Annotated in this window: 14 protein-coding genes and 1 pseudogene; 14 read left to right on the top strand and 1 reads right to left on the bottom strand. The window is 43.7% G+C overall.

Features of this window, described 5'->3' with window-relative positions:
- Nucleotides 1-3: 3 nt before the first annotated feature.
- From BQ7394_RS05100 to BQ7394_RS05135, 8 genes are all read left to right on the top strand, one after another.
- Nucleotides 4-1,320: an aspartate kinase gene (locus BQ7394_RS05100; RefSeq protein ID WP_075556379.1), complete on the top strand. Its 1,317-nt coding sequence runs from the start codon at nucleotides 4-6 to the stop codon at nucleotides 1,318-1,320.
- Nucleotides 1,321-1,381: 61 nt separating this feature from the next.
- Complete coding sequence (gene lysA, locus BQ7394_RS05105) at nucleotides 1,382-2,539, top strand: diaminopimelate decarboxylase (RefSeq protein WP_075556380.1); 1,158 nt, start codon at nucleotides 1,382-1,384, stop codon at nucleotides 2,537-2,539.
- Between the two features lie 152 nt (nucleotides 2,540-2,691).
- Entirely contained in the window at nucleotides 2,692-3,447 is a 756-nt protein-coding gene (locus tag BQ7394_RS05110; protein WP_075556381.1) for a hypothetical protein, read from the top strand.
- Nucleotides 3,448-3,574: 127 nt separating this feature from the next.
- Nucleotides 3,575-4,141, top strand: coding sequence for a YIP1 family protein (locus BQ7394_RS05115; protein WP_075556382.1), 567 nt, complete (start codon nucleotides 3,575-3,577; stop codon nucleotides 4,139-4,141).
- Nucleotides 4,142-4,154: 13 nt separating this feature from the next.
- A complete protein-coding gene (smpB, locus tag BQ7394_RS05120; protein ID WP_075556383.1) occupies nucleotides 4,155-4,616 on the top strand; it encodes an SsrA-binding protein SmpB in 462 nt (153 codons plus the stop codon).
- 48 nt (nucleotides 4,617-4,664) lie between these two features.
- On the top strand, nucleotides 4,665-8,357 hold the full coding sequence (gene metH, locus BQ7394_RS05125) for a methionine synthase (RefSeq protein WP_075556384.1): 3,693 nt from the start codon (nucleotides 4,665-4,667) through the stop codon (nucleotides 8,355-8,357).
- 9 nt (nucleotides 8,358-8,366) lie between these two features.
- Nucleotides 8,367-9,425 (top strand): DUF3810 domain-containing protein, encoded by a 1,059-nt coding sequence (locus BQ7394_RS05130; protein WP_075556385.1) that lies wholly within the window; start codon nucleotides 8,367-8,369, stop codon nucleotides 9,423-9,425.
- 91 nt (nucleotides 9,426-9,516) lie between these two features.
- Nucleotides 9,517-10,959, top strand: a complete 1,443-nt coding sequence (locus tag BQ7394_RS05135; protein ID WP_075556386.1) for a TlpA family protein disulfide reductase — start codon at nucleotides 9,517-9,519, stop codon at nucleotides 10,957-10,959.
- Nucleotides 10,960-10,992: 33 nt separating this feature from the next.
- Here the strand turns inward: BQ7394_RS05135 and BQ7394_RS05140 are convergent, their stop codons facing one another.
- Entirely contained in the window at nucleotides 10,993-11,583 is a 591-nt protein-coding gene (locus BQ7394_RS05140) for an RNA polymerase sigma-70 factor (RefSeq protein ID WP_075556387.1), read from the bottom strand.
- A 129-nt stretch (nucleotides 11,584-11,712) separates the two neighbouring features.
- Between BQ7394_RS05140 and BQ7394_RS05145 the strand changes: the two genes are divergently transcribed.
- The 6 genes and pseudogenes from BQ7394_RS05145 (at nucleotide 11,713) to BQ7394_RS05165 (ending at nucleotide 21,819) form a co-directional block, all read left to right on the top strand.
- The gene (locus BQ7394_RS05145; protein WP_075556873.1) at nucleotides 11,713-12,726 is read left to right on the top strand and encodes a FecR family protein; all 1,014 of its coding nucleotides are present in this window, start codon (nucleotides 11,713-11,715) and stop codon (nucleotides 12,724-12,726) included.
- 232 nt (nucleotides 12,727-12,958) lie between these two features.
- On the top strand, nucleotides 12,959-16,255 hold the full coding sequence (locus BQ7394_RS05150) for a TonB-dependent receptor (protein WP_075556388.1): 3,297 nt from the start codon (nucleotides 12,959-12,961) through the stop codon (nucleotides 16,253-16,255).
- 14 nt (nucleotides 16,256-16,269) lie between these two features.
- Complete coding sequence (locus BQ7394_RS05155; protein ID WP_075556389.1) at nucleotides 16,270-17,961, top strand: RagB/SusD family nutrient uptake outer membrane protein; 1,692 nt, start codon at nucleotides 16,270-16,272, stop codon at nucleotides 17,959-17,961.
- A 220-nt stretch (nucleotides 17,962-18,181) separates the two neighbouring features.
- Nucleotides 18,182-19,999: pseudogene (locus BQ7394_RS26600) on the top strand (glycoside hydrolase family 3 protein); the annotation flags it as partial.
- Between the two features lie 84 nt (nucleotides 20,000-20,083).
- The gene (locus BQ7394_RS26605) at nucleotides 20,084-20,374 is read left to right on the top strand and encodes a fibronectin type III-like domain-contianing protein (RefSeq protein ID WP_394333689.1); all 291 of its coding nucleotides are present in this window, start codon (nucleotides 20,084-20,086) and stop codon (nucleotides 20,372-20,374) included.
- A gap of 14 nt (nucleotides 20,375-20,388) precedes the next feature.
- Nucleotides 20,389-21,819 (top strand): family 43 glycosylhydrolase, encoded by a 1,431-nt coding sequence (locus BQ7394_RS05165; RefSeq protein WP_075556390.1) that lies wholly within the window; start codon nucleotides 20,389-20,391, stop codon nucleotides 21,817-21,819.
- The last annotated feature ends 132 nt before the right edge of the window (nucleotides 21,820-21,951 follow it).

Raw genomic sequence — 21,951 nt, forward strand, 5'->3', positions numbered from 1 at the left:
AAAATGAAAGTTTTAAAGTTTGGCGGTACTTCTGTGGGATCTGCACAGAGAATGAAAGATGTAGCAAAATTGATTTGCTCGGGCAGCCGTGACATTGTCGTATTGTCTGCCATGTCAGGTACAACCAACTCGTTGGTTGAAATATCCGACTACCTGTACAAGAAGAATCCGGATGGTGCAAATGAAATTATCAATAAGCTTGCACAGAAATATTACGGACATATTGAAGAACTGTACAGCACTGCCGAATATAAACAGAAAGCCAAAGAACTTGTAAAATCTCATTTCGATTATATACGTACCTTTACAAAAGACTTGTTCACGCTGTTTGAAGAAAAGGTAGTCCTGGCACAGGGCGAGTTGATCTCGACCGGTATGATGAACCTGTATCTGAACGAAACAGGTGTTAAGTCGGTCCTGCTTCCTGCATTGGAATATATGCGTACGGATAAGAATGCAGAGCCGGATCCTGTTTACATCAAAGAACGCCTGGTTAAATTGCTGAACGAACATAAAGATGCCGAATTATATATCACCCAGGGTTATATCTGTCGTAACGCATACGGTGAGATCGATAACCTGCAACGTGGCGGTAGCGATTACAGTGCTTCTCTGATCGGTTCGGCTCTCAATGCAGATGAAATCCAGATCTGGACAGACATCGACGGAATGCATAACAATGACCCGCGTATCGTAGACAAGACATCGCCTGTCCGTAACCTGCATTTCGAAGAAGCGGCTGAACTTGCTTACTTCGGTGCCAAGATCCTGCACCCGACCTGTATCCTTCCGGCCAAGTTGAACAATATCCCGGTTCGTCTGTTGAATACCATGCAGCCGGAAGCTCCCGGTACATTGATCTCCAACGAAACGGAAAAAGGAAAGATCAAAGCTGTCGCCGCAAAAGATAATATTATCTCCATCAAGATCAAGAGTGGCCGTATGTTACTGGCTACCGGTTTCCTGCGTAAGGTATTCGAAATCTTCGAAAACTACCAGACACCGATCGATATGGTGACTACTTCGGAAGTAGGTGTATCGGTAACGATCGACAACCGCAAGCATCTGGAAGAAATCGTAGACGACCTAAAGAAATACGGTACTGTTACTGTCGATCAGGATATGGTGATCGTATGCGTGGTAGGCGACCTGGAATGGGATAATGTCGGTTTCGAAGCCCGCATCGTCCAGGCGATGAAGGATGTGCCGGTCCGTATGATCTCCTACGGCGGAAGCAACTACAACGTTTCGCTTCTGGTGAAGTCGGCGGATAAGAAGAAAGCGCTGCAGGCGTTAAGCGATCATTTATTCAACAACTAAATAATATGAGGGCAGCCTATTCGAGACTGCCCTTTTTTTAATTTATATATAATAAAATAATATGCTCAAAGGAACATTCCCGATAGATAAACTGAAGGCACTTCCTACGCCTTTTTATTATTATGATGTGAAGTTATTGCAAGATACGTTGGATCTGGTAAAGACTGAAGCCGGCAAGTATAATTATCATGTGCATTATGCCGTAAAAGCGAACGCCAATCCACGCATTCTTTCTATTATAGCTGAAAACGGGCTGGGAGCCGACTGTGTGAGCGGTGGTGAAGTACAGGCCGCTTTGGATGCCGGATTCCCTGCCGATAAGGTGGTTTTTGCCGGTGTAGGTAAAGCCGACTGGGAAATCAACCTGGGGTTGGATAACGATATTTTCTGTTTTAATGTGGAGTCGGCTGTCGAATTGGATATACTGAACGAACTGGCTGCCGCAAAGAATAAGATCGCTTCGGTAGCCCTCCGTATCAATCCGGAAGTAGATGCACATACACATGCCAAGATCACGACCGGCATGAAGGAGAATAAGTTCGGTATCAACCTGAGCCAGCTCGGTCAGGTACTGGATAATCTTTCTACATTAAAGAATGTGAAACTGATCGGTATTCATTGCCATATCGGTTCGCAGATCACGGATATGTCTTCCTTCCGTAATTTGGTGATCCGTGTGAATGAGATACAGGAAGAACTGGAAGCTCGCGGTATCGATATTGAAAACCTGAACTTCGGCGGAGGCCTGGGTATCGACTATTATCATCCGAATCATTTGCCTATCCCTGCTTTCGATAACTATTTCGCAGTATTCAATAAGCTGTTGAAAGTTCGTCCGGGGCAGCAGGTGCATTTCGAACCGGGTCGTTCAGTAGTGGCCCAGTGTGGTACGCTTATTTCACAGGTCTTGTATGTGAAGGTCGGTGAGACAAAGAAATTTGCTATTCTCGACGCCGGTTTTACGGAACTGATCCGTCCGGCCATGTATGATGCTTACCACCGGATCGAGAACATTTCCAGTGATGAAGCAGTGGAACTTTATGATGTGGTAGGCCCTATCTGCGAATCATCCGATGTGTTCGGTAAAGATGTAGAGCTGAACAAAGCCCATCGCGGTGACCTGATCGCATTACGTTCTGCCGGCGCTTACGGAGAGGTGATGGCTTCGCAATATAACTGCCGTCGTCTGCCGAAAGCTTACTATTCGGATACCATTTAATTGTTAATTAATAATATAGAGAATGCCGGGTTTCTTTGTTTTTGCAAAGGTTCCCGGTTTTCTTGTTTGTAGTGTTTCCTTTTTTACTACCTTTGTACGATCCCTTTGTGCGGAGTCTTGAAGGCGTTAATGATTAACAGATGAAATGTGAAATGAGAAAGAAAGATTTATATTGGGTATTTGCGGTTTGTTTGATAATGTTGTCCTCCTGTCTGGGTGATTCTACTACCCGCATAACGGTTGGGCAGCAGGAGGCTGTTTATCAGGTACGTCCTTCCCGAGGCCTAGTCCTACGGGATGGTCGTTTGATATACTCTTCCAGCATAAACTCGTTGCGTGCCGACGCCGGAGATTGTTTCCTGGTAGAGTATTCTTTTGATTCTGCCAGTCCTGAATTGCAAAAGACTGACAGTCTGTCGGTAGAACTATTGGGTAATCCTATTGAAGTTCCATTGTGGACATCCGGAGGAACTGTTAAATCTGACACCCTGTTGACAGACGAACAATATATATCTACGATAGGGAGCCGTACGGCCTACATCAAAGGACGTCTTTTCCTTTGGCCTACCCTGACGGAACCGGAAAGCCAGGTGGACAGCTTTGTAATGCATTATGATACGGTTAACTGGTACACAACAGCCGATGGTTACCGCACTTATAATCTTTATTTACGTGCGATCAGAAAATCGGAAATACCGGCAGATGCAGACTCTGTAAAGGTAGCTCATACGGAAGCATTCGATATTGAAAGCTTTTTCAATAAAGCATTGGAGATGGAAACAGCTAACAATGCGGAAAAGCTTACTATTGCAATTAATTATGTTGCAAAACCCAATAAGGACACAACTGCTGTTGAATGGTCTACATTGGAGTTAGATTATACGTTGGAAAATAAGACGGGAGAATAAAAGATATACGGATAAAAATAAAGGTTTACGGTAAAGGGAGGTTACCGTTATTGACGATAAAAAGTTTTGTATAACAATTTGTATCCCTTATTTTTATACTTTTGTCATTTTAATAGAAAGCGGAGAGATGTATAAAGAGATATTAAAATGGGTAATAGCTATCATTTCCCAACCGGGGAAGGCGTGGGAAATGCTGACAAAGAAAGAAGAGAAGGGTGACGAATTCTTGTCGAAGTTTGTGTATCCGTTAATCGGATTGGTTACAGCCGCAGCTTTTCTGGGGGTATTGTTTACGCGAAAGGAGTTTGATATAGAGTTGGCTTTAAAATCCTCGATTAAGACATTGGTCGCTTCGTTCGGTGGTTTTTATCTGGGTGCTTACCTGTTGAATGAGCTTTGGCAGGGATTCTTTAAAAGAACGAAAGATATGAAACTTTGCCAACGCTTTGTCGGTTATTCCTCTTCATTGATGTTTGCACTGAACATCGTCCTGATGCTGTTGCCGGAGTTTTTCTTTCTGCGTATTTTTATACTTTATACTTTTTATATCGTATGGGAAGGAGCAGGGCCTTATATGCAGGTGGCAGAGAATGAACGCCTGAAGTTTGCCGGTATAGCAACCGTAGTTATTTTACTGACGCCAGCCGTGATTGAATTTGTGCTATTCATGTTGATGCCGGGCTTGCGTTATTGACAGATAGAAAAAGATGAAAGAGAAGATTAGTAATAATATACAGATAAAGAATAAACGGGCCACATTCGATTTCGAATTGCTCGAAACATTTACTGCCGGGATCGTATTGACCGGGACGGAGATCAAATCGATCCGCCTGGGAAAAGCCAGTCTGGTGGATACTTTTTGTATCATGGAAAGAGGCGAGTTATGGGTAAAGAACATGTATATTGCCGAATATTTCTATGGGACATATAATAATCATGTGGCACGCCGCGACCGGAAGCTGTTGTTGACGAAGAAGGAGTTGCGCAAGATTGACGGTGCCGCCCGCAACAGCGGTTTCACTATTGTTCCTACCCGTATGTTTATCAATGAGAAGGGACTAGCCAAAGTAATTGTCGCTATCGCCAAAGGTAAGAAAGAATACGATAAGCGCGATTCGATCAAGGCCCGTGACGACAAGCGGGAGATGGACAGAGCATTTAAACGGTAAGATATATTGACTTGCCGTTTTTCTTTTCACCAAGAAAAAAACATATCTATGAATAAAGAAATATTTATACGGTCCCTGCAGGAGCGTATCCTGATTCTGGATGGTGGTATGGGTACCATGATCCAGGGTTTCAAACTGAATGAACAGGATTACCGCGGCGACCGGTTTGCCGATTTCCCCGGACAGCTGAAAGGAAACAACGACCTGTTGTGTATTACCCGTCCGGATGTCATTAAATCCATTCACCGTCAATACCTGGATGCCGGGGCAGATATTTTTGCAACGAACACCTTCAATGCTAATGCAATCTCCATGGAAGATTATGCTATGCAGGAGTTTGTACGCGAGATCAACCTGGCTGCCGGAAAGTTGGGACGTGAGGTGGCTGACGAATTTATGGCGGAACATCCTGACCGGACTATCTTTGTTGCCGGTTCCATCGGTCCGACCAATAAAACCGCTTCCATGAGTCCCGATGTCAGTAACCCTGCTTATCGCGCAGTTACCTATAAAGATGTTTATAAGGCGTATAAGGAACAGGTGGAAGCCCTGGTCGACGGTGGGGTAGATATTATTCTTTTTGAAACGACTTTCGACACCTTGAACGTGAAAGCCGGATTGGAAGCGGCAGAAACTGTTTTAAAAGAAAAGGGAAAAGAACTGCCTATCATGTTGTCGCTGACGCTTTCAGCCCAGGGAGGACGGACGCTTTCCGGTCAGACATTAGGAGCCTGCCTGGCTTCGATCCAGCATGTCAACCTGGTTAGTATAGGTCTGAACTGCTCTTTCGGAGCAGCCGATATGAAGCCTTTCCTGGCAGATTTGGCAAAACATGCCCCCTATTATATAAGTGCCTATCCGAATGCGGGATTACCTAATACCTTCGGTACTTATGACGAGACACCGGAAAAGATGGCCGGCCATGTAAAGCCGTTTATCGAAGAAGGATTAGTAAATATATTGGGAGGATGTTGTGGTACGACACCTGCCCATATCGCACAGTATCCAGCCTTGATAAAAGGAGCGAAACCGCATGTACCTGTTGCAAAACCGGATTGTTTGTGGTTGTCCGGTCTTGAATTGCTGGAAGTAAAGAAAGAAAATAACTTTATCAATATAGGTGAACGTTGTAACGTAGCCGGTTCGCGCAAATTCCTGCGCCTTATCAAAGAAGGAAGTTATGAAGAGGCGCTGACCATCGCCCGTAAGCAGGTGGAAGACGGGGCCCAGGTGATCGATATCAATATGGATGACGGAATGCTCGATGCCGTGAAGGAAATGACAACCTTCCTGAACCTCGTGGCATCCGAACCGGATATTGCCCGTGTGCCTGTCATGATCGACTCTTCCAAGTGGGAAGTGATCGAAGAAGGCTTGATGTGCGTACAGGGTAAAAGTATCGTCAACTCGATCTCGTTGAAAGAAGGAGAAGAAGTATTCCTGGCTCATGCCGCCCGTATCAAACAACTGGGTGCGGCTGTCGTCGTGATGGCTTTCGATGAGAAAGGACAAGCGGATACCTTCGAACGGAAAACGGAAGTCTGCGGACGTGCTTACCGTTTGCTTCGGGAGAAAATAGATTTCGATCCGTATGGAATTATATTCGACCCGAATGTACTGGCTATCGCTACCGGTATGGAAGAACATAACGGATATGGTCTGGACTTTATCCGTGCAGTCGAGTGGATCAAACAGAATCTGCCGGGTGCGAAGATAAGCGGTGGCATCAGTAACCTCTCTTTCTCGTTCCGTGGAAATAATTATGTGCGTGAGGCGATGCATTCCGTATTCCTGTACCATGCCATCAGTAAAGGGTTGGATATGGGTATCGTGAATCCTTCTTCTGCCGTATTATATGAAGATATCGAACCAGAATTCCGGAATTTATTGGAAGATGTGATCCTGGCACGCCGTCCGGAAGCAGCAGAAGAACTGATTACTTATGCCCAGAACCTGCATGTGGAAAAGCAGGGCGGTGCGGAAGAAAAGCACGAAGCCTGGCGCGAACAACCATTGAAGGAACGGTTGGAGTATGCGTTGATAAAAGGTATTGGCGATCATCTGGAAGAAGATTTGCAGGAAGCCCTGAAAGAATATCCGCGTGCCGTGAATATTATCGACGGTCCGCTGATGGGGGGAATGAATAAGGTCGGTGAACTGTTTGGTGCCGGTAAGATGTTTTTGCCGCAGGTGGTAAAGACAGCCCGTACCATGAAAAAGGCAGTCGCTATATTGCAGCCGGCTATTGAAGCCGATAAAACGGCATCCGGTTCGGCTAAAGCCGGAAAGGTAGTCTTTGCTACGGTGAAAGGTGACGTACATGATATCGGTAAAAATATCGTGTCGATCGTACTTGCCTGCAATAACTACGAAGTGATCGACCTGGGAGTTATGGTTCCCGCCGAGGTAATAGTAAAGACAGCTATCGACGAACAACCCGATCTGGTTTGTCTGTCGGGGTTGATAACGCCTTCTTTGGAGGAAATGGTACATGTGACGGACGAAATGCAGAAAGCCGGATTGACCATACCTGTTATGGTGGGAGGTGCGACAACATCGAAGTTGCATACTGCCATAAAGATTGCTCCCCATTACGATTATCCGGTGATTCATGTGCTCGATGCTTCGCAGAATCCGTTGATTGCAGCCAAGTTGCTGAATCCGAAAACCCGTGATAATTATATTGAAGAGCTCAACAAAGAGTATGAGATCTTGCGTGCTTCTATGGATCAAAAGAAAGAAGTACTGGTCTCGTTAAGTGAAGCCCGTGCCAATCCACAGAAGATAGACTGGTCGGCTTATACTCCGGTTGTTCCTGCCCGGATGGGAGTGCATGTGGTTCCTTATATTCCTCTGGAAGAAATCATCCCTTATGTGAATTGGATTTTCTTCTTCAGTGCCTGGCGGTTGAGCGGGCGTTATGCTTCGATAACGAAAATACATGGATGTGATGGCTGTCGTGCAGCCTGGTTGGCAGACTTTTCGGAAGATGAACGCCCGAAAGCGGCAGAAGCCATGCAATTGTATAAAGATGCCGCCAAACTGCTGGATCAGTTGGTCGAAATGAAAGCGGAGTATTGTAAAGCTATTTACGGTTTCTTCCCAGCTAACAGTGACGGTGATAACATCAAAATGGGAGATATTGTACTTCCGGTATTACGTCAACAGTCGAAGAAGGAGGAAGGTATCTACAAATCGCTTGCCGATTATGTCATTCCGGCTTCCGAAGGGCGTACGGATTATGTCGGTGCATTTGTCGTGACGGCCGGTGCCGGAGCCGAAGAATTGAAGAATAAACTGGAAAAAGAAGGCGACACGTATAGCTCCATGTTGCTCCAGACATTGACAGACCGTTTGGCAGAAGCTGTTGCAGAGTATCTTCATGAAAAGGTACGAAAGGAATATTGGGGATATACCCCGGACGAATCGTTGTCGGTCTCCGATCTGTACAAGGTGAAATATCAGGGTATTCGTCCTGCGGTAGGTTATCCCTCGTTGCCCGATCAGTTGCTTAATTATACATTGGATAATCTGTTGGATATGTCCCGGATCGGTGTTAAGTTGACGGAGAATGGAGCGATGTATCCTACGGCAACAGTCAGTGGTATTTATTTTGCTCATCCTGATTCGCAATATTTCATGATCGGTTCGATCGATGAAGAACAGATGAAGGATTATGCTGCTCGTCGCAACCTGTCGGAAGCGGATGTCAGGAAGTTGTTGAATAAAAACATCATCTAAGTGACTGTGATGGTGAAAGATTGGATCAAAAGGATACGTATTCGCTGGATTGTTCTGGTCGTATGCCTGATTTTGATATGGGTTATAATGGCTTTGCCTGCATGGGGAGAAGGTTATGCCCGTACGATTTATCCATTCTTTTCGGCTGTCTTGTCACGTATATCTTCTGTCTTTCCTTTTTCCATAGGCGATTGTTTTATTTACGGAAGTATTGCCGGGTTGGTTATCTATTGGGTATATGCTATTGTGAAACGACGCTCATGGAAAATGGTAATCGGACGTACTGTCGAATATCTGTTATGGGTTTATATCTGGTTTTACATGGCTTGGGGGTTAAACTATTTCCGGGAGAACTTTTTTGACCGGACAGAGATCCCTTACCTTGCCTATTCGGAAGACGATTTCCGTTCTTTCCTGTCGGCTTATACCGACTCGTTGAATGCTTCTTTTACTCCTGTGGAAAAGATCGACCAGGCAGTTGTGGCAGAGAAAGTAGAAAGCGGCTATCGCGAAATAGCCGGACAATTCGGCCTGGTTTCTCCTGCCGCTTATCTTCATCCGAAGCCGATGCTGATCCCATCCCTGATGAGCGGTGTCGGGGTATTGGGATATATAGGCCCTTTTTTCATCGAATATAATCTGAATCCGGATCTCCTTCCGGTACAGTATCCTTTTACTTATGCGCATGAAATGGCGCATGTCCTGGGAATTTCCAGTGAAGCGGAAGCCAACCTGTACGGATTTCTGGTATGTTCCCGTTCAGGTAATCCTGAAATACGCTTCTCCGCCTATTTTGCCCTCTTGCCTTATGTGTTGGGGAATGCTTATCAGTTATTGCCGGAAGACGAATTCAAGCAATGGACGGAGACGATATCCCCGGAAGTAAAAAAGGCTTACAACGATAAGGTAGCTTATTGGCAGGCACTGTATAATCCGACAATCGGTGAGATCCAGGATACCGTTTACAACTGGTTCCTGAAAGGAAATAATATCCCTTCCGGACGGAAGAATTATTCGGAAGTCGTGGCCCTCTTGATGGCAGTTAATGCATCACAGCCGGAAAAATAATTGGCCGGTCAAAGCTTGAATGAAATATTTTCCTACATTTGTAACGGCTTCTTCTACAATAGATTTTATATAATACTTTAAAGCTAATAGAATGAAAAATCAAGTACTAGCATATATGCTGACCGGTATTGCTGCTTTAGGACTGGCTAGTTGTACTCCGCAATCGACGACTATTGAAGGAAAAGTCTCGAATATTTCCGGTAATACCATCATCTATTGGCCGACAGCGGATGGTGTATATAACTCTACCCAGCGGGATACACTGTTTGTACAGGCGGATAGTACGTATCATATAACGCTTCCTGGTAACGGGAATGAAAAAATATCTTTTTACGTCTATGGACAGAGATATCTAGGGACGATATATGTAGGACCCGGAACGAATAAGCTCGATATTGATGCCTCCCTTGAAAACTCCTTGAACATAGAGAATAAACTGGTGAAAGAGAATGAAATTGTGAAGGAGCTTTCCCGGGTGCAGGAGGATGTTTTCAATTTAAGAGCCCGTAAAGGCGACGTTTTCGACGTAGAAAAAGATACGGTGGCCTCTTCTGTTTATCAAAAGTTGACCGATTATGGGGTGTCGATTGAACAGAAAATAGTCGGTGTAGATGATCTCTTTAAGAAAAGAGCCATTCAGGATATACGTATGCAGATGCTATTGGCTTTTATGAACCAGTATTTCGGGATCAATTACCGGGGATCGGAAGATGCGAAGAAGGAGTGGGAGGCTGTTTATCCGAAAATGCTGGCGTATACAGATATAAACCAGCCGGAGAATGTATTTTCCGAAGCGTTCGCCGATGTCATAGGGAGTGCTGCCGGAATCGAACTATATATGAAGACCGGACAGCAGCCGGCCAGCCGGAATGAAAGTAATCAGAAATTGTTCGATTGGTATAAGGTTAACCTGAAAGGACGTGTACAGGAAGTTGCGATGAGTAATATTATCCTGGAAGATGCCTCGAACGAAAGCTTTTCTACCGATATCCCTTCCTTGTATGGAGAGTTTAAAGAATTGTATCCGTCCAGTAAGCTGATCCCTGCCCTGGATGAGGCTGTACAGAAAAATATTTTGTTCAACAAGCTTGATCTTCCGGAAGGTATCCATATTTTGAATACGGACAGTGTACGTTCCTTTAAAGAAATAACCGACCGGTATTTGGGTAAAGTTATTTTTATAGATATCTGGGCTACCTGGTGTGGTCCCTGCCGTGCTTCGTTTGCCCATGTGAAACCCTTGCAGCAGTATGCAAAAGAAAATGACATCGTATTGTTGTATGTTTCTATCGACCGTCCGATGAATGCGGATCTATGGAAAAAGATGGCCGGCTATTACGACCTTAAAGGCGATCATGTTATTATTAATGAGTATTTTAGGATGGATATCTATAACACCTATGGCAATAACGGAATGTTAAGTATCCCTCATTGTGCCATTATCAACAAAAAAGGAGAACTGCAATTTAAAGGAGCCGCAAGCCCTGAAAATATGGATAAGCTGGCTGAACAGTTGCAGGAAGCGGCCCAATAAGTTTTAAATAGCATATAGAGTTTCAATAAGCCTTTACGAAAGCAGGTTTTTGGGAAATAATAATAAGATTAACGGTAAGTAATCTTTTAAGCTAACCCGTAGCTGTTTCAAGGCTTGTTGGATTCGGTAATTCACAGTTTGGGTCGATACCTGTAAAATCTCGGCAATCTCCTTGTAACTTTTATTTTCGAAGCGGTGCATGACAAAAGCTTCCCGATAGCTGGCGGGTAAAGCTTGTATTGCCTGGCTGATATGTTTCTTCAATTCTTCCGTCTGCGTGAAATCGTTGTCTTGCAGCATTTCCAGCATATACTCATAGTAACGTGTCTCTGCCCTCAGTTGCGACTGCTGGCGGGTAAGCTGGTTGATACTTCTGTGATAGACTGTTTTGTACAGATACTGGCTGAAAGAGGTATTGAATATTTGTGCCTCCCTGTTTTCCCATAACCATAACATGATATCCTGCACGATCTCTTCGGCATCTTCCAGACTGACAAACCGGTTTGCATACGTACACAACATCGGGTAGTATCTTCTGAATAAGGTACCATAGGCTTTTTTATCTCCACGTTGCATGGCCGATAACAGAAATGAATCGTCTATTGCTTGTGAGGGCTTTTTCATACAACTGTCTCCTTGTCGGCAAAGTTAGCTTTTTTGTTGAATAAAAAAAATATCAAAAAAAAGTGGACTTTCGTTTAGTAATCCGTCGGAGTTCCCTTGTCTAATATATAAACAGGCATAAAAATGAAAATGGAAACATTTAATATAGATCAGATAGAAGAACTTCTTCCCCGGTATTGTTCCGGCGAGGCGACGGTAGAGGAATGTCGGATGGTGGAGGAATGGATCGGGCAATCGGAAGATAATTACCGGATTGTCAAACAAATCTATGCCATCGATCAGGTAATGGGTACGGCACAGATGGAATCGAAGGTGAATACCGAAAAGGCTTTAGCATCTGTTTGTGGCAGAATGACAAAGAAGTCCCAAGTAAACATGTTTACTTGGCTGCAACGCGTTGCAGCCATCCTCTTTATCCCTCTTCTTATTATTTGGGGGATCGAACATTTTACTCCCCGAACAGAGCTGGCTCAAATGATCGAGATAAAAACAAATCCGGGAATGACGACCACCGTCGATCTTCCGGACGGATCTAAAGTATACCTCAATTCGGAGTCATCTTTGGCTTATCCTTCTTTTTTCAGTGAAGACAAGAGATGCGTGCAGTTGAAAGGGGAGGCTTTCTTCGAAGTACAAAAAGACCCCGAACATCGTTTCATTGTTTCAGCTCCCAACCATACGCAGATCGAGGTGTTAGGTACATCCTTTAATGTGGAAGCTTTTGAGAGAGACTCATTTGTATCTACTACGCTGGTTGAAGGTAAGGTTTGCTTTGCCTATCAGAAGAACCAGCAGCCTGCCACGGTAGTAATGAAGCCCGGACAAAAATTAATCTACAATACAACTTCTTCTCAGGTCAAACTGATCCAGACAAGCGGTGAAACCGAAACGGCCTGGAAAGACGGAAAAATCGTTTTCCTGGCAACTCCGCTGCCGGAAGCGTTACGGATGTTGGAGAAACGGTTTAATGTTGACTTTGTTTTATCCAATAACCGTATTCGTACAGAGGCATTCAATGGCTCTTTCACCAATCAGCGACTGGAACGTATATTGGAAATATTTAAAATATCATCAAATATAAAATGGCGTTATCTGGATACTCAGGATACGACGAATGAGAGAACTCGAATAGAAATTTATTAACCTAATTGAAAAAATCATGAAAAGTAAACCACCCTAGAGAAAAACATCCGGTGAAATATTGGAGTATTTCACCGGATGGAAAGAATTAATTTAAAACGCTTGTTTGGAGACAAGCATAGTAAATCATTTTTATTAATTAGATCAGTACAAAGTTATGCAAAAACATTTTAATACCCAACAGTTTTGGGTAGCAGAGTTTCTGCGGTTTATCTTAAATAAAATACCGAGAGTTATGAAATTGTCAGTCTTCTTACTAGTATGTACTATTGGTTTGGCACAAGCAGCCGACAGCTATGCTCAAAAGGCGACTGTGAGTCTGGAGATGCGGAACCAAACAGTAAAGGAGATATTGGATGAGATAGAGGAACAGTCTGATTTCTCTTTCTTCTTCAATATTAAGCATGTCGACCTGCAGCGGAGAGTTTCTGTTGTAGTTGATAAAAGCGATATATTTAAAGTGTTAGAAACTGTGTTTGCCGGTACGGATGTGCGTTATTCGGTGGTGGATAGAAAGATTATTCTTTCTACGGAGAAGCAGGAAATACAGCAAATAACTCAAGATAAAAAAGTTACCGGTGTTGTCAAAGACCAACATGGCGAGCCGGTTATCGGAGCGAATGTCTCAGTAAAAGGTACGACTATAGGTACAATTACCGGTATTGATGGTGATTTTGCATTGGAAGTTCCGGTAGATGCTGTCATCCAAGTCTCTTATATTGGTTATGTCTCTCAAGAACTTCGTTTAGGTAGTAAAAAACATTTGGATGTTGTGTTGAGAGAAGACTCTCAAGCGTTGGATGAAGTCGTTGTTGTTGGTTATGGTGTACAAAAGAAGATAAATCTGACAGGATCGGTATCTGCTATTAAGAGCGAAGAATTGGAACGCCAACCGATTGTTACCATGAAAGATGCGTTGGCTGGTTTGGCTCCGGGTTTGACAGTCGTAAAATCATCGGGACAGCCCGGATCAAGTAATCCGACCATTACCGTACGTGGGGTGGGAACATGGAAAAATGCAGGTCCTCTCGTATTAGTAGACGGTATGTCGATGAGTATTGCAGATGTTTTGCCAAATGATATTGAAAGTATCTCGGTGTTGAAGGATGCAGCTTCAGCTGCCATTTACGGTTCACGTGCTGCCAACGGGGTTATTTTGATTACGACGAAAAAAGGAAAGGAAGGTAAAGTACAAGTTAATTATAATGGAAATGTCGGTTGGCAACAAGCCACACGTCAGCCGAAGTCGGCTACAGGCTGGCAATATGCAGAGTTGTACAATCGTGCTATGTTGGCTGATGGTAAGGCATTGCCCGATGGTACAACATTATTGTTCCCGCAGGACAAGATCGATCGTATGAAGAATGGTACAGGAAATATTGATCATAATGAAGCAAATACCGATTGGTTCGATGAGTTGTTACATACCGCTTTACAACATACACATGATGTTTCTATAACGGGTGGTAACGACCGTGTACAATATGTTGGAACAGTAGGATATGCTAAACAAGACGGTATTATCGAATCTTCTTACGAACGTTATAATACTCGTTTGAATACGACGGCTAATTTAGCCGATTGGTTCACTATTCAATCGAATATTGCTTATATCAATGATGTCAGTAAAGAGAGTCCGGGACTTGGTTATGCCTATTATTATGCACCACGCTCATTCCCTAATATGCCGGTAAAATATTCGGATGGTACTTGGTCGTTCCATTCTACACCGAAGAACCCGGTACGTATGACAACCGATGAATATGGTTATCAACGATATGAAACGGATAAGCTGTCGTTGTTGTTGTCACCTGAAATCAAACTGTTCGAGAACTCTTTATTTTTGAAAGGAGTATTAGGGTACGAAAGTAAAACCTCTTATGTAGATAAGTTTGAAAAGAAAGTTATTTACGATGCTTTTGAACCGGCAGGGCAGAGTGAAAATATATTCGTGGCTCGTAATACCAAGACGGATACCTGGTATCGTAATCGTAACTTGACTCTTAGTGCAACGGCCAATTATATGAAAACATTCGGCGATCATGATATTAATGTATTGTTGGGAGCATCACGTGAACAGTTCAGATATAATACGACTGCAGCTTCACGAAAAGACTTCCCAACTGATGATTTCGAAGTGATCGATCCAGGTGATGCAGCTACAGCTACGGCAACAGGGAATAAGACTTATAGTGCCTTGACTTCCGTATTTGGTAGAGTGAATTATTCTTATAAAGATCGTTATCTGTTTGAAGCCAATGTGCGTCGTGACGGTTCTTCCAAATTCGCCCGCGGACATCGTTGGGGTACTTTTCCTTCTTTCTCGGCAGCCTGGAGAATATCTGAAGAGTCTTTCTTCAATCCACTTAAGAGTGCTGTTCAGAACCTTAAACTACGTGCATCATGGGGTAAGTTGGGTAACCAAAGTATTGATGATTATCTCAGTATGTCTACATATGCCGTAGTAAATGGAGGTACTCGTTTTTATCTGTTCGATGGTACTGTTCAGTCATTGATGACGGAAAGTGTTATGGGGAACAATATTATCACCTGGGAGACAAGTACGAATCTGAATTTTGGTTTGGATGTCAATGTGCTTGACAATCGCCTGGGCTTAACATTCGACTGGTATAATCGGGATACGGATGATATTTTGTTGAGTCTCGAATCTCCCAGCCTACTAGGTATCACACCGCCTATTTCGAATGCTGGCAAAGTTAGAAACCGCGGATGGGAATTGACTATCAACTGGCAGGATCAGATAAATGAAGATTTCAGTTATAATGTCAATTTCATGTTGTCTGATGTAAAGAATAAAATTTTGGATATGCGTGGATACAAGTCGCCGACATCCAGCCTGACAACTCGTATTGAAGGAGAACCGATCGATGCACTGTTCGGTTGGCAAACGCTGGGGCTTGCCGATACGCAGGAGAAATATGAACAGTATAAAGATGTAATGTTGACATATAACTCGAATTTCTCGATGGGTGATATTATTATCGAGGATTTGGATAAAGACGGAAAGATAACGGAAGCTGATAAAAAGATTATTGGTAACCAGATACCTCGTTATACTTTCAGCCTGAACCTGGGATTTAATTATAAGGCGTTAGATTTCTCGGCCATGTTCCAGGGAGTTGGTAAAGTCGATGGTTTCCTGGGACGTGATATTATCGAACCGTTAGGTTCACAGACCGCTATGGAAGAGCATTATTTTGATTCTTTCGACCCATCGAATCCGACTACCGGTAAGTACTACCCACGTATGACATTGGCTAATCGTTTGAACTATGCCAACATGTCACATTGGGTACAGGATGCATCTTATCTGCGTTTGAAGAACTTGCAAGTTGGTTACACCTTCAAGTTCAGTGAGAAATCTCCAGTTGAAAGAGTCAGGTTATATTTTTCAGGATCCAACTTGTTCACATTGACGAAATACAGAGTCTTTGACCCTGAAAACGGATTGAATACTACTTCTTTCCCAAATTCAAGAGTATATAGCATAGGTGCTAATGTTACATTTTAAAACTTAAAATTATTATGAAATATAAACTTTTATCAATAGCTTTTCTTGTAGGATGTGCTTTGTGTTCTTGTGATGATGTGTTGGATGCACTTCCCGAAGATAAATTGCCGGAGGAAACTTTTTGGCAAACACCCGGTAACGTTCGTGCCTTTGTGGCTGATGTATATTCTCGTGCTTTCCCGTTAGAATATGAGATGCATCCCTGTTTCGACGAAGCGATGTCCGATAACTCCCACATGGCCTGGGAGGGATGGTATACCGATATTAAATTAGTTGGTAACGGTTCATATCTTACAACCACTTCTGTTGTAAATAATAATTGGGCGTATGCTTATACCAACATCCGTATGGCTTGGCAGTTTCTGCAAAATATAGAAAAATGTTCTGAGTTGGACATTACAGAAAAAGAGGCGCTTACCGGACAAATACGCTTTTTCTTAGCTTATAGTTATATTCGTTTAGTCGCCTTGTACGGGGATGTACCTTTAATAGAAAAAGTTCTAACTGAGGAAGAAGCCAAAATTCAGACAAGAACACCCAAGACTGAAGTGTTGGCGTTTGCTCATAATCAACTCGATCAAGCAATTAGAGAGTTAGATGGTAAATCACTTGGAAAAGGACGTGTTACGGCTGGAGCTTGCAAGGCGTTGAAAGCACGTGCTTATTTGTGGGAAAATGATTTCAGTAATCTGTTGATTGTAACATCGGATTTGATTGGTAAATATTCGCTTAACATAGCCGGTGAAACACCTTATGCCGACCTGTTTAACGGGAATGCCGAAGATGCAGATGAAATTATTCTGGCGCGTGAACATGCTCATACGACCGGAAGTATCACTACTGGCAACCGATTGAATCAAGCTTTTTTCCTCAAAGAAATGTCTGGCGGAGATGCACTTCGTGCGCTTACTCCTACAGGAAGTTTGGTCGATGCTTACCCCATGGCTGATGGGCGATTGATACATGAAAATGGTTCAACCTATAATCCGAAAGATCCTTATAAAGATAGGGATCCCCGTTTGGCACAATCTATTATCTATCCGACTTCTACGATCCGTGAATCGAAAACTATGACATGGGTTCTCTATGACCCGGAATCTGAAGAAAGTATCCCGGGACAACGTTATGATGCGAAAGAACCTTCGTCAACCGGATATGTATGGAAGAAGTATTGCGACTGGAGCGATCATGCTATGGTTCAAATCCTGGACGGTGGTGTAGATGTTATTTATTTTCGTTATGCAGATGTACTGCTAATGCATGCTGAGGCGCTGCTTGAAACGAAAGGGGTTGCTGCTTCTTCTGAAATATTCGCTATTATCAATCAATTACGTGATCGTTGCGGTGGTGGGCGTGTGATAGAAGCCAACTATACGTCGGAAGATGCCCTACGGTTGTTGGTTCGTAATGAACGTCGTGTGGAATTGGCAAACGAAGGTTTGCGTTTCTTCGACATCCGTCGTTGGAAGGTTGCTGAAAAAACGGTGGCAGTCTCTGGTGAGGGGATGAATGGAGAAGTGTACGGTGCTTTTATGCGTTTGGATGGTGTCGGAGCTACCGACAGGACAGTAACTGTGGACGGTGTTCCCCGCCGTTATGTTGAAATGTACAATTTTGATCCTTCTAAACATTATTTGTTTCCGGTTCCGTCTAAAGACATCGACTTGACCAATGGGGCGTTGACGCAAAATCAAGGATGGAATTAGTGAAATTCTTTCTCTTTAGTTATAAAGTAAAAGAGGTTGTGTCAATAAAATGTTGAATAGCACAGCCTCTTTTCAATCTGATAGAAATCAAATCATGAGAATACAATCGATTTTTTGCTGTATAAGTTTATCGCTGGCTATGCAATTGAATGCACAAGAACCGATCTGTCTGGATCTTACTCATCCAATAGAGGAACGAGTGAAGCATTTGATGGATGAAATGACTCTTGAAGAAAAAATAGCACAACTCGATCAATTTGCTGGTTGGAACATCAAAAGCTATAAAGAAAACTCCGATCTGTTGAACAATTGGGGAGTCGGTTCGTGGGTCGTATCTACCTTGAGTGCTGAAGAATATAATGAACTGCAGGCTCTTTCCGAAAAAACTCGTTTGAAAATTCCTTTTTTGATCGGATCGGATGCTGCTCACGGATTGGCGCAAATGCCCGGTCGGACAATCTTTCCGACTTCCATATCGCAGGCTGCTACTTTCAATCCGGAGCTGGTGAATCGTATTGCCATGGCTGCTTCCAAAGAGATTCGGGCATCGGGTGTACATTGGACTTTTGCACCTAGTATCGATGTGGTACACGATGCCCGCTGGGGGCGTACCGGTGAGACGTATGGCGAGTGTCCTTTCCTGACTTCAACACTGGTACGTCAGGCCATTCGTGGATATCAAGACCATAAAAATCTTCAAGACAAAGTGGCTGCTTGCGTAAAACATCTTGTAGGAGGAGGACGTTCGATAGGAGGTGTCAATCATGCTACATCAGAAATATCAGAGCGTATGCTGCGTAGTTTCTTTCTGCCGCCGTTTCAGGCAGCTATCGAAGAGGGTGTAATGACTATCATGCCCGGACACAACGATATCAACGGTATTCCTGCACATAGTAATAAGTGGTTGTTAACCGATATTATGCGGGATGAACTGGGTTTTAAAGGCTTTTATGTGACTGATATGAGTGATATCGAAAACCTGATCAAGCTCCATCGCACGGCTACCGACCAAAAAGATGCTGTCTGCCAGGGAATGCTTGCCGGACTGGATGTACACATGTATTCTTCATCGACGGATGCGTTTATTACTCCGTTGCTGGAGTTGGTGAAGGAAGGTAAAGTGCCGCAAAGTCGTATCGACGAGGCCGTATCAAAAGTGCTGAAAGTAAAATTTGAGTTAGGATTATTTGAAAACCGGTATGTGAAAACAGGTTTTTCTTATGGTACTCCAGAAGCGCATCAGTTGGCATTGGATGCGGCACGTGAATCGATCATCCTGTTAAAGAACGCAGATAATCTGTTACCGCTCGATAAGAAGAAGTACAAGAAGATATTAGTGACAGGTCCTAATGCCGACAACCAGTCTATTTTGGGTGATTGAACTTTTACTCAGCCTGATGACAATGTGACGACCATTTATGAAGGTATCCGTGAATACGTAGGAACAGATATTGAAGTGGTGTATAGTAATAGCGGACGTTTGAAAGGGAAAAAATCGGATGTCTCTGTCAATACTACTGATCCTGATCTGCAAAAATTGTCGTTGCAGGAAGGAGGTGAATTGAACAATTATGCCATTGCTGATGCGACCGAAAAGGCACGCTTATGCGACTTGGCTATCATAGCTGTAGGCGGTTACGGGATCCGTTCGGAATGGGGATTGCGTACCTATGGTGAATCAGCAGATCGCCCTTCTATCGATTTCTACGGTAAACAGGAGGAACTGGTACGTAGTATTGTGGCTACAGGTACACCTGTCATTGTTGTGATAGTTAATGGCAAACCACTTAACAATGAGTGGATCACCAACCATATACCTTCTATTGTGGATGTATGGGAACCGGGAATGTTTGGCGGACGTGCCTTGGCTGAGATCTTGTTCGGCGAGGTGAATCCATCGGGGCGTTTACCGATCACTATTCCCAGATCGGCAGGTCATGTGCCTCAATATTACTATCAAACGAAATCCCGTTATCTGACTGGTTATGGATTAGGTTCGTCGCGGGAGGATGATAAACCGGCTTTCCCTTTTGGTTTCGGGTTAAGTTATACGACCTTTGAGTACGGCAAACCGCAGTTGAATGATACGGTTTTGACGACAGGGCTTCCGTTAGAGGTGACAGTGAATGTAACCAATACGGGAAATCGAGTCGGAGCTGAAACTGTACAATGCTATATACAGGATGAAGTATCGAGCGTTGTAACGCCTCTTATGTTGTTGAAAGGTTTTCAGAAGGTTTGGCTCGAACCAGGTGAGACAAAAACGGTGAAAATCAGTATCCCGTTCAACGAATTTGGTTTATGGAACGAAAATATGAAGTACGTGGTGGAACCTGGGGGCTTTACGATTATGATAGGGAGTTCTTCTGCGGATATTAAGTATAAAAAGCATATAGAATATCATCACTTGTAAAAACTATTGATTACATGAACTATTATTTAAGAGCCGGTAGCCTGCTTGTGGCGGGATTTCTGGCCGGATGTCAACTAAGTGAAAAGAAGGTCTCGTCTAATCAAGGTGACAATGTCCTTCCTATTTCCACTCATCGGGCGTTGAACCCGATAGCACCTCCGGGAGTATATATAGCTGATCCGGAGGTCAGGCAGATGCCAGACGGACGTATCTATGTCTACGGGTCACGTGATGAACCCGGTAATGACTGGTGCTCGAACTCTTATCATGTACTTTCTTCTTCTGACCTTGTGAATTGGCATGTGGAGCAATTTTCTTTTGCCACTGAAGGTTTAGGGAAGCAAGTCGATTATACAGACAGGATTTTATATGCTCCGGATTGTATCTATAAGGATGGAAAATACTATCTCTACTATTGCCTGGCCGGAGGGGGGGATGATGAAGGCGTTGCCGTCTCTTCTTCTCCTTACGGTCCGTTCAGAGATGGGAAAAAGATAGAAGGGATAAGTGGTATCGACCCGTCTGTATTCATCGACGATGACGGGCAGGGCTATCTGTTCTGGGGACAATGGCATGCAAGGGGTGCAAAATTGAGCAAAGATATGCTCTCTATAGAAGGGGCTGTCCATGACAGTCTGCTGACATACAATGCGCATTTTTTCAATGAGGGCAGTTCTGTCCGGAAGAGGAACGGCATCTATTATTTGGTATATGGAAGCCATTCCCGGCATGGCAAATCTAACTGTGCGACTTTGGATTATGCGACAGCGACATCTCCGTTAGGTCCTTATACGTATAGAGGGGTTATTGTCGATAATTGGGGAAGCGACAGGAAGCTGGTGAATAACCATGGTTGTATAACTGAAATCAACGGACAATGGTATATCGCTTATCACCGTCCTACCCATGCGACTGCAACCGGAACCATGCGGAAAGCCTGCCTGGAGCCTATCACTTTTAATCCGGACGGCACGATTCCGGAAGTAGAAATGACCACGCAGGGAATCGGTGGTCCTATCTCTCCTTTTTATCGGATGGATGCGGCGAGAGCCTGTCTGATGTCGGGAAATGTGATGGTTTCGGTACGTAGACCGGAGAATGATATCCCTGTGGAGTATTTGTCTGCCATTCGTGACGGCGATCATGCTTATTGGAAATATTATGATTTTACCGATACGGATGTCAGCCATTTTGTTTGTAAGACATGGAATGAAAACAGGGCAGCAAAAATAGAGATTCGTTTGGATAGTCCGCAAGGCGAGTTACTCGGAGTATGCGATATTGCCCCGATGGATGGCCAGGTGGCTTATGCTATACATGAGACAAAAATTAAACCGGTTACAGGAAAACATGCCTTGGTACTGGTCTTTAAATCGGTCGAACCGGAAATGAAGAAGGCTGATTTAATGAGCCTGGAATGGTTTGTCTTTGAGAAAAGAGAATAGGGTGAAATTGCAGTTTCAGATAAACAGGACTATAGTGTTACCGAAGATAGCATTATAGTCCTGCATGTTTGTATATTATTGTATATGGTAAAAGTTATAACAAAAGTTTTCTAATAAAAATCCTTCATTCCT

Source organism: Parabacteroides timonensis, assembly GCF_900128505.1.
Classification (GTDB): Bacteria; Bacteroidota; Bacteroidia; order Bacteroidales; family Tannerellaceae; genus Parabacteroides; species Parabacteroides timonensis.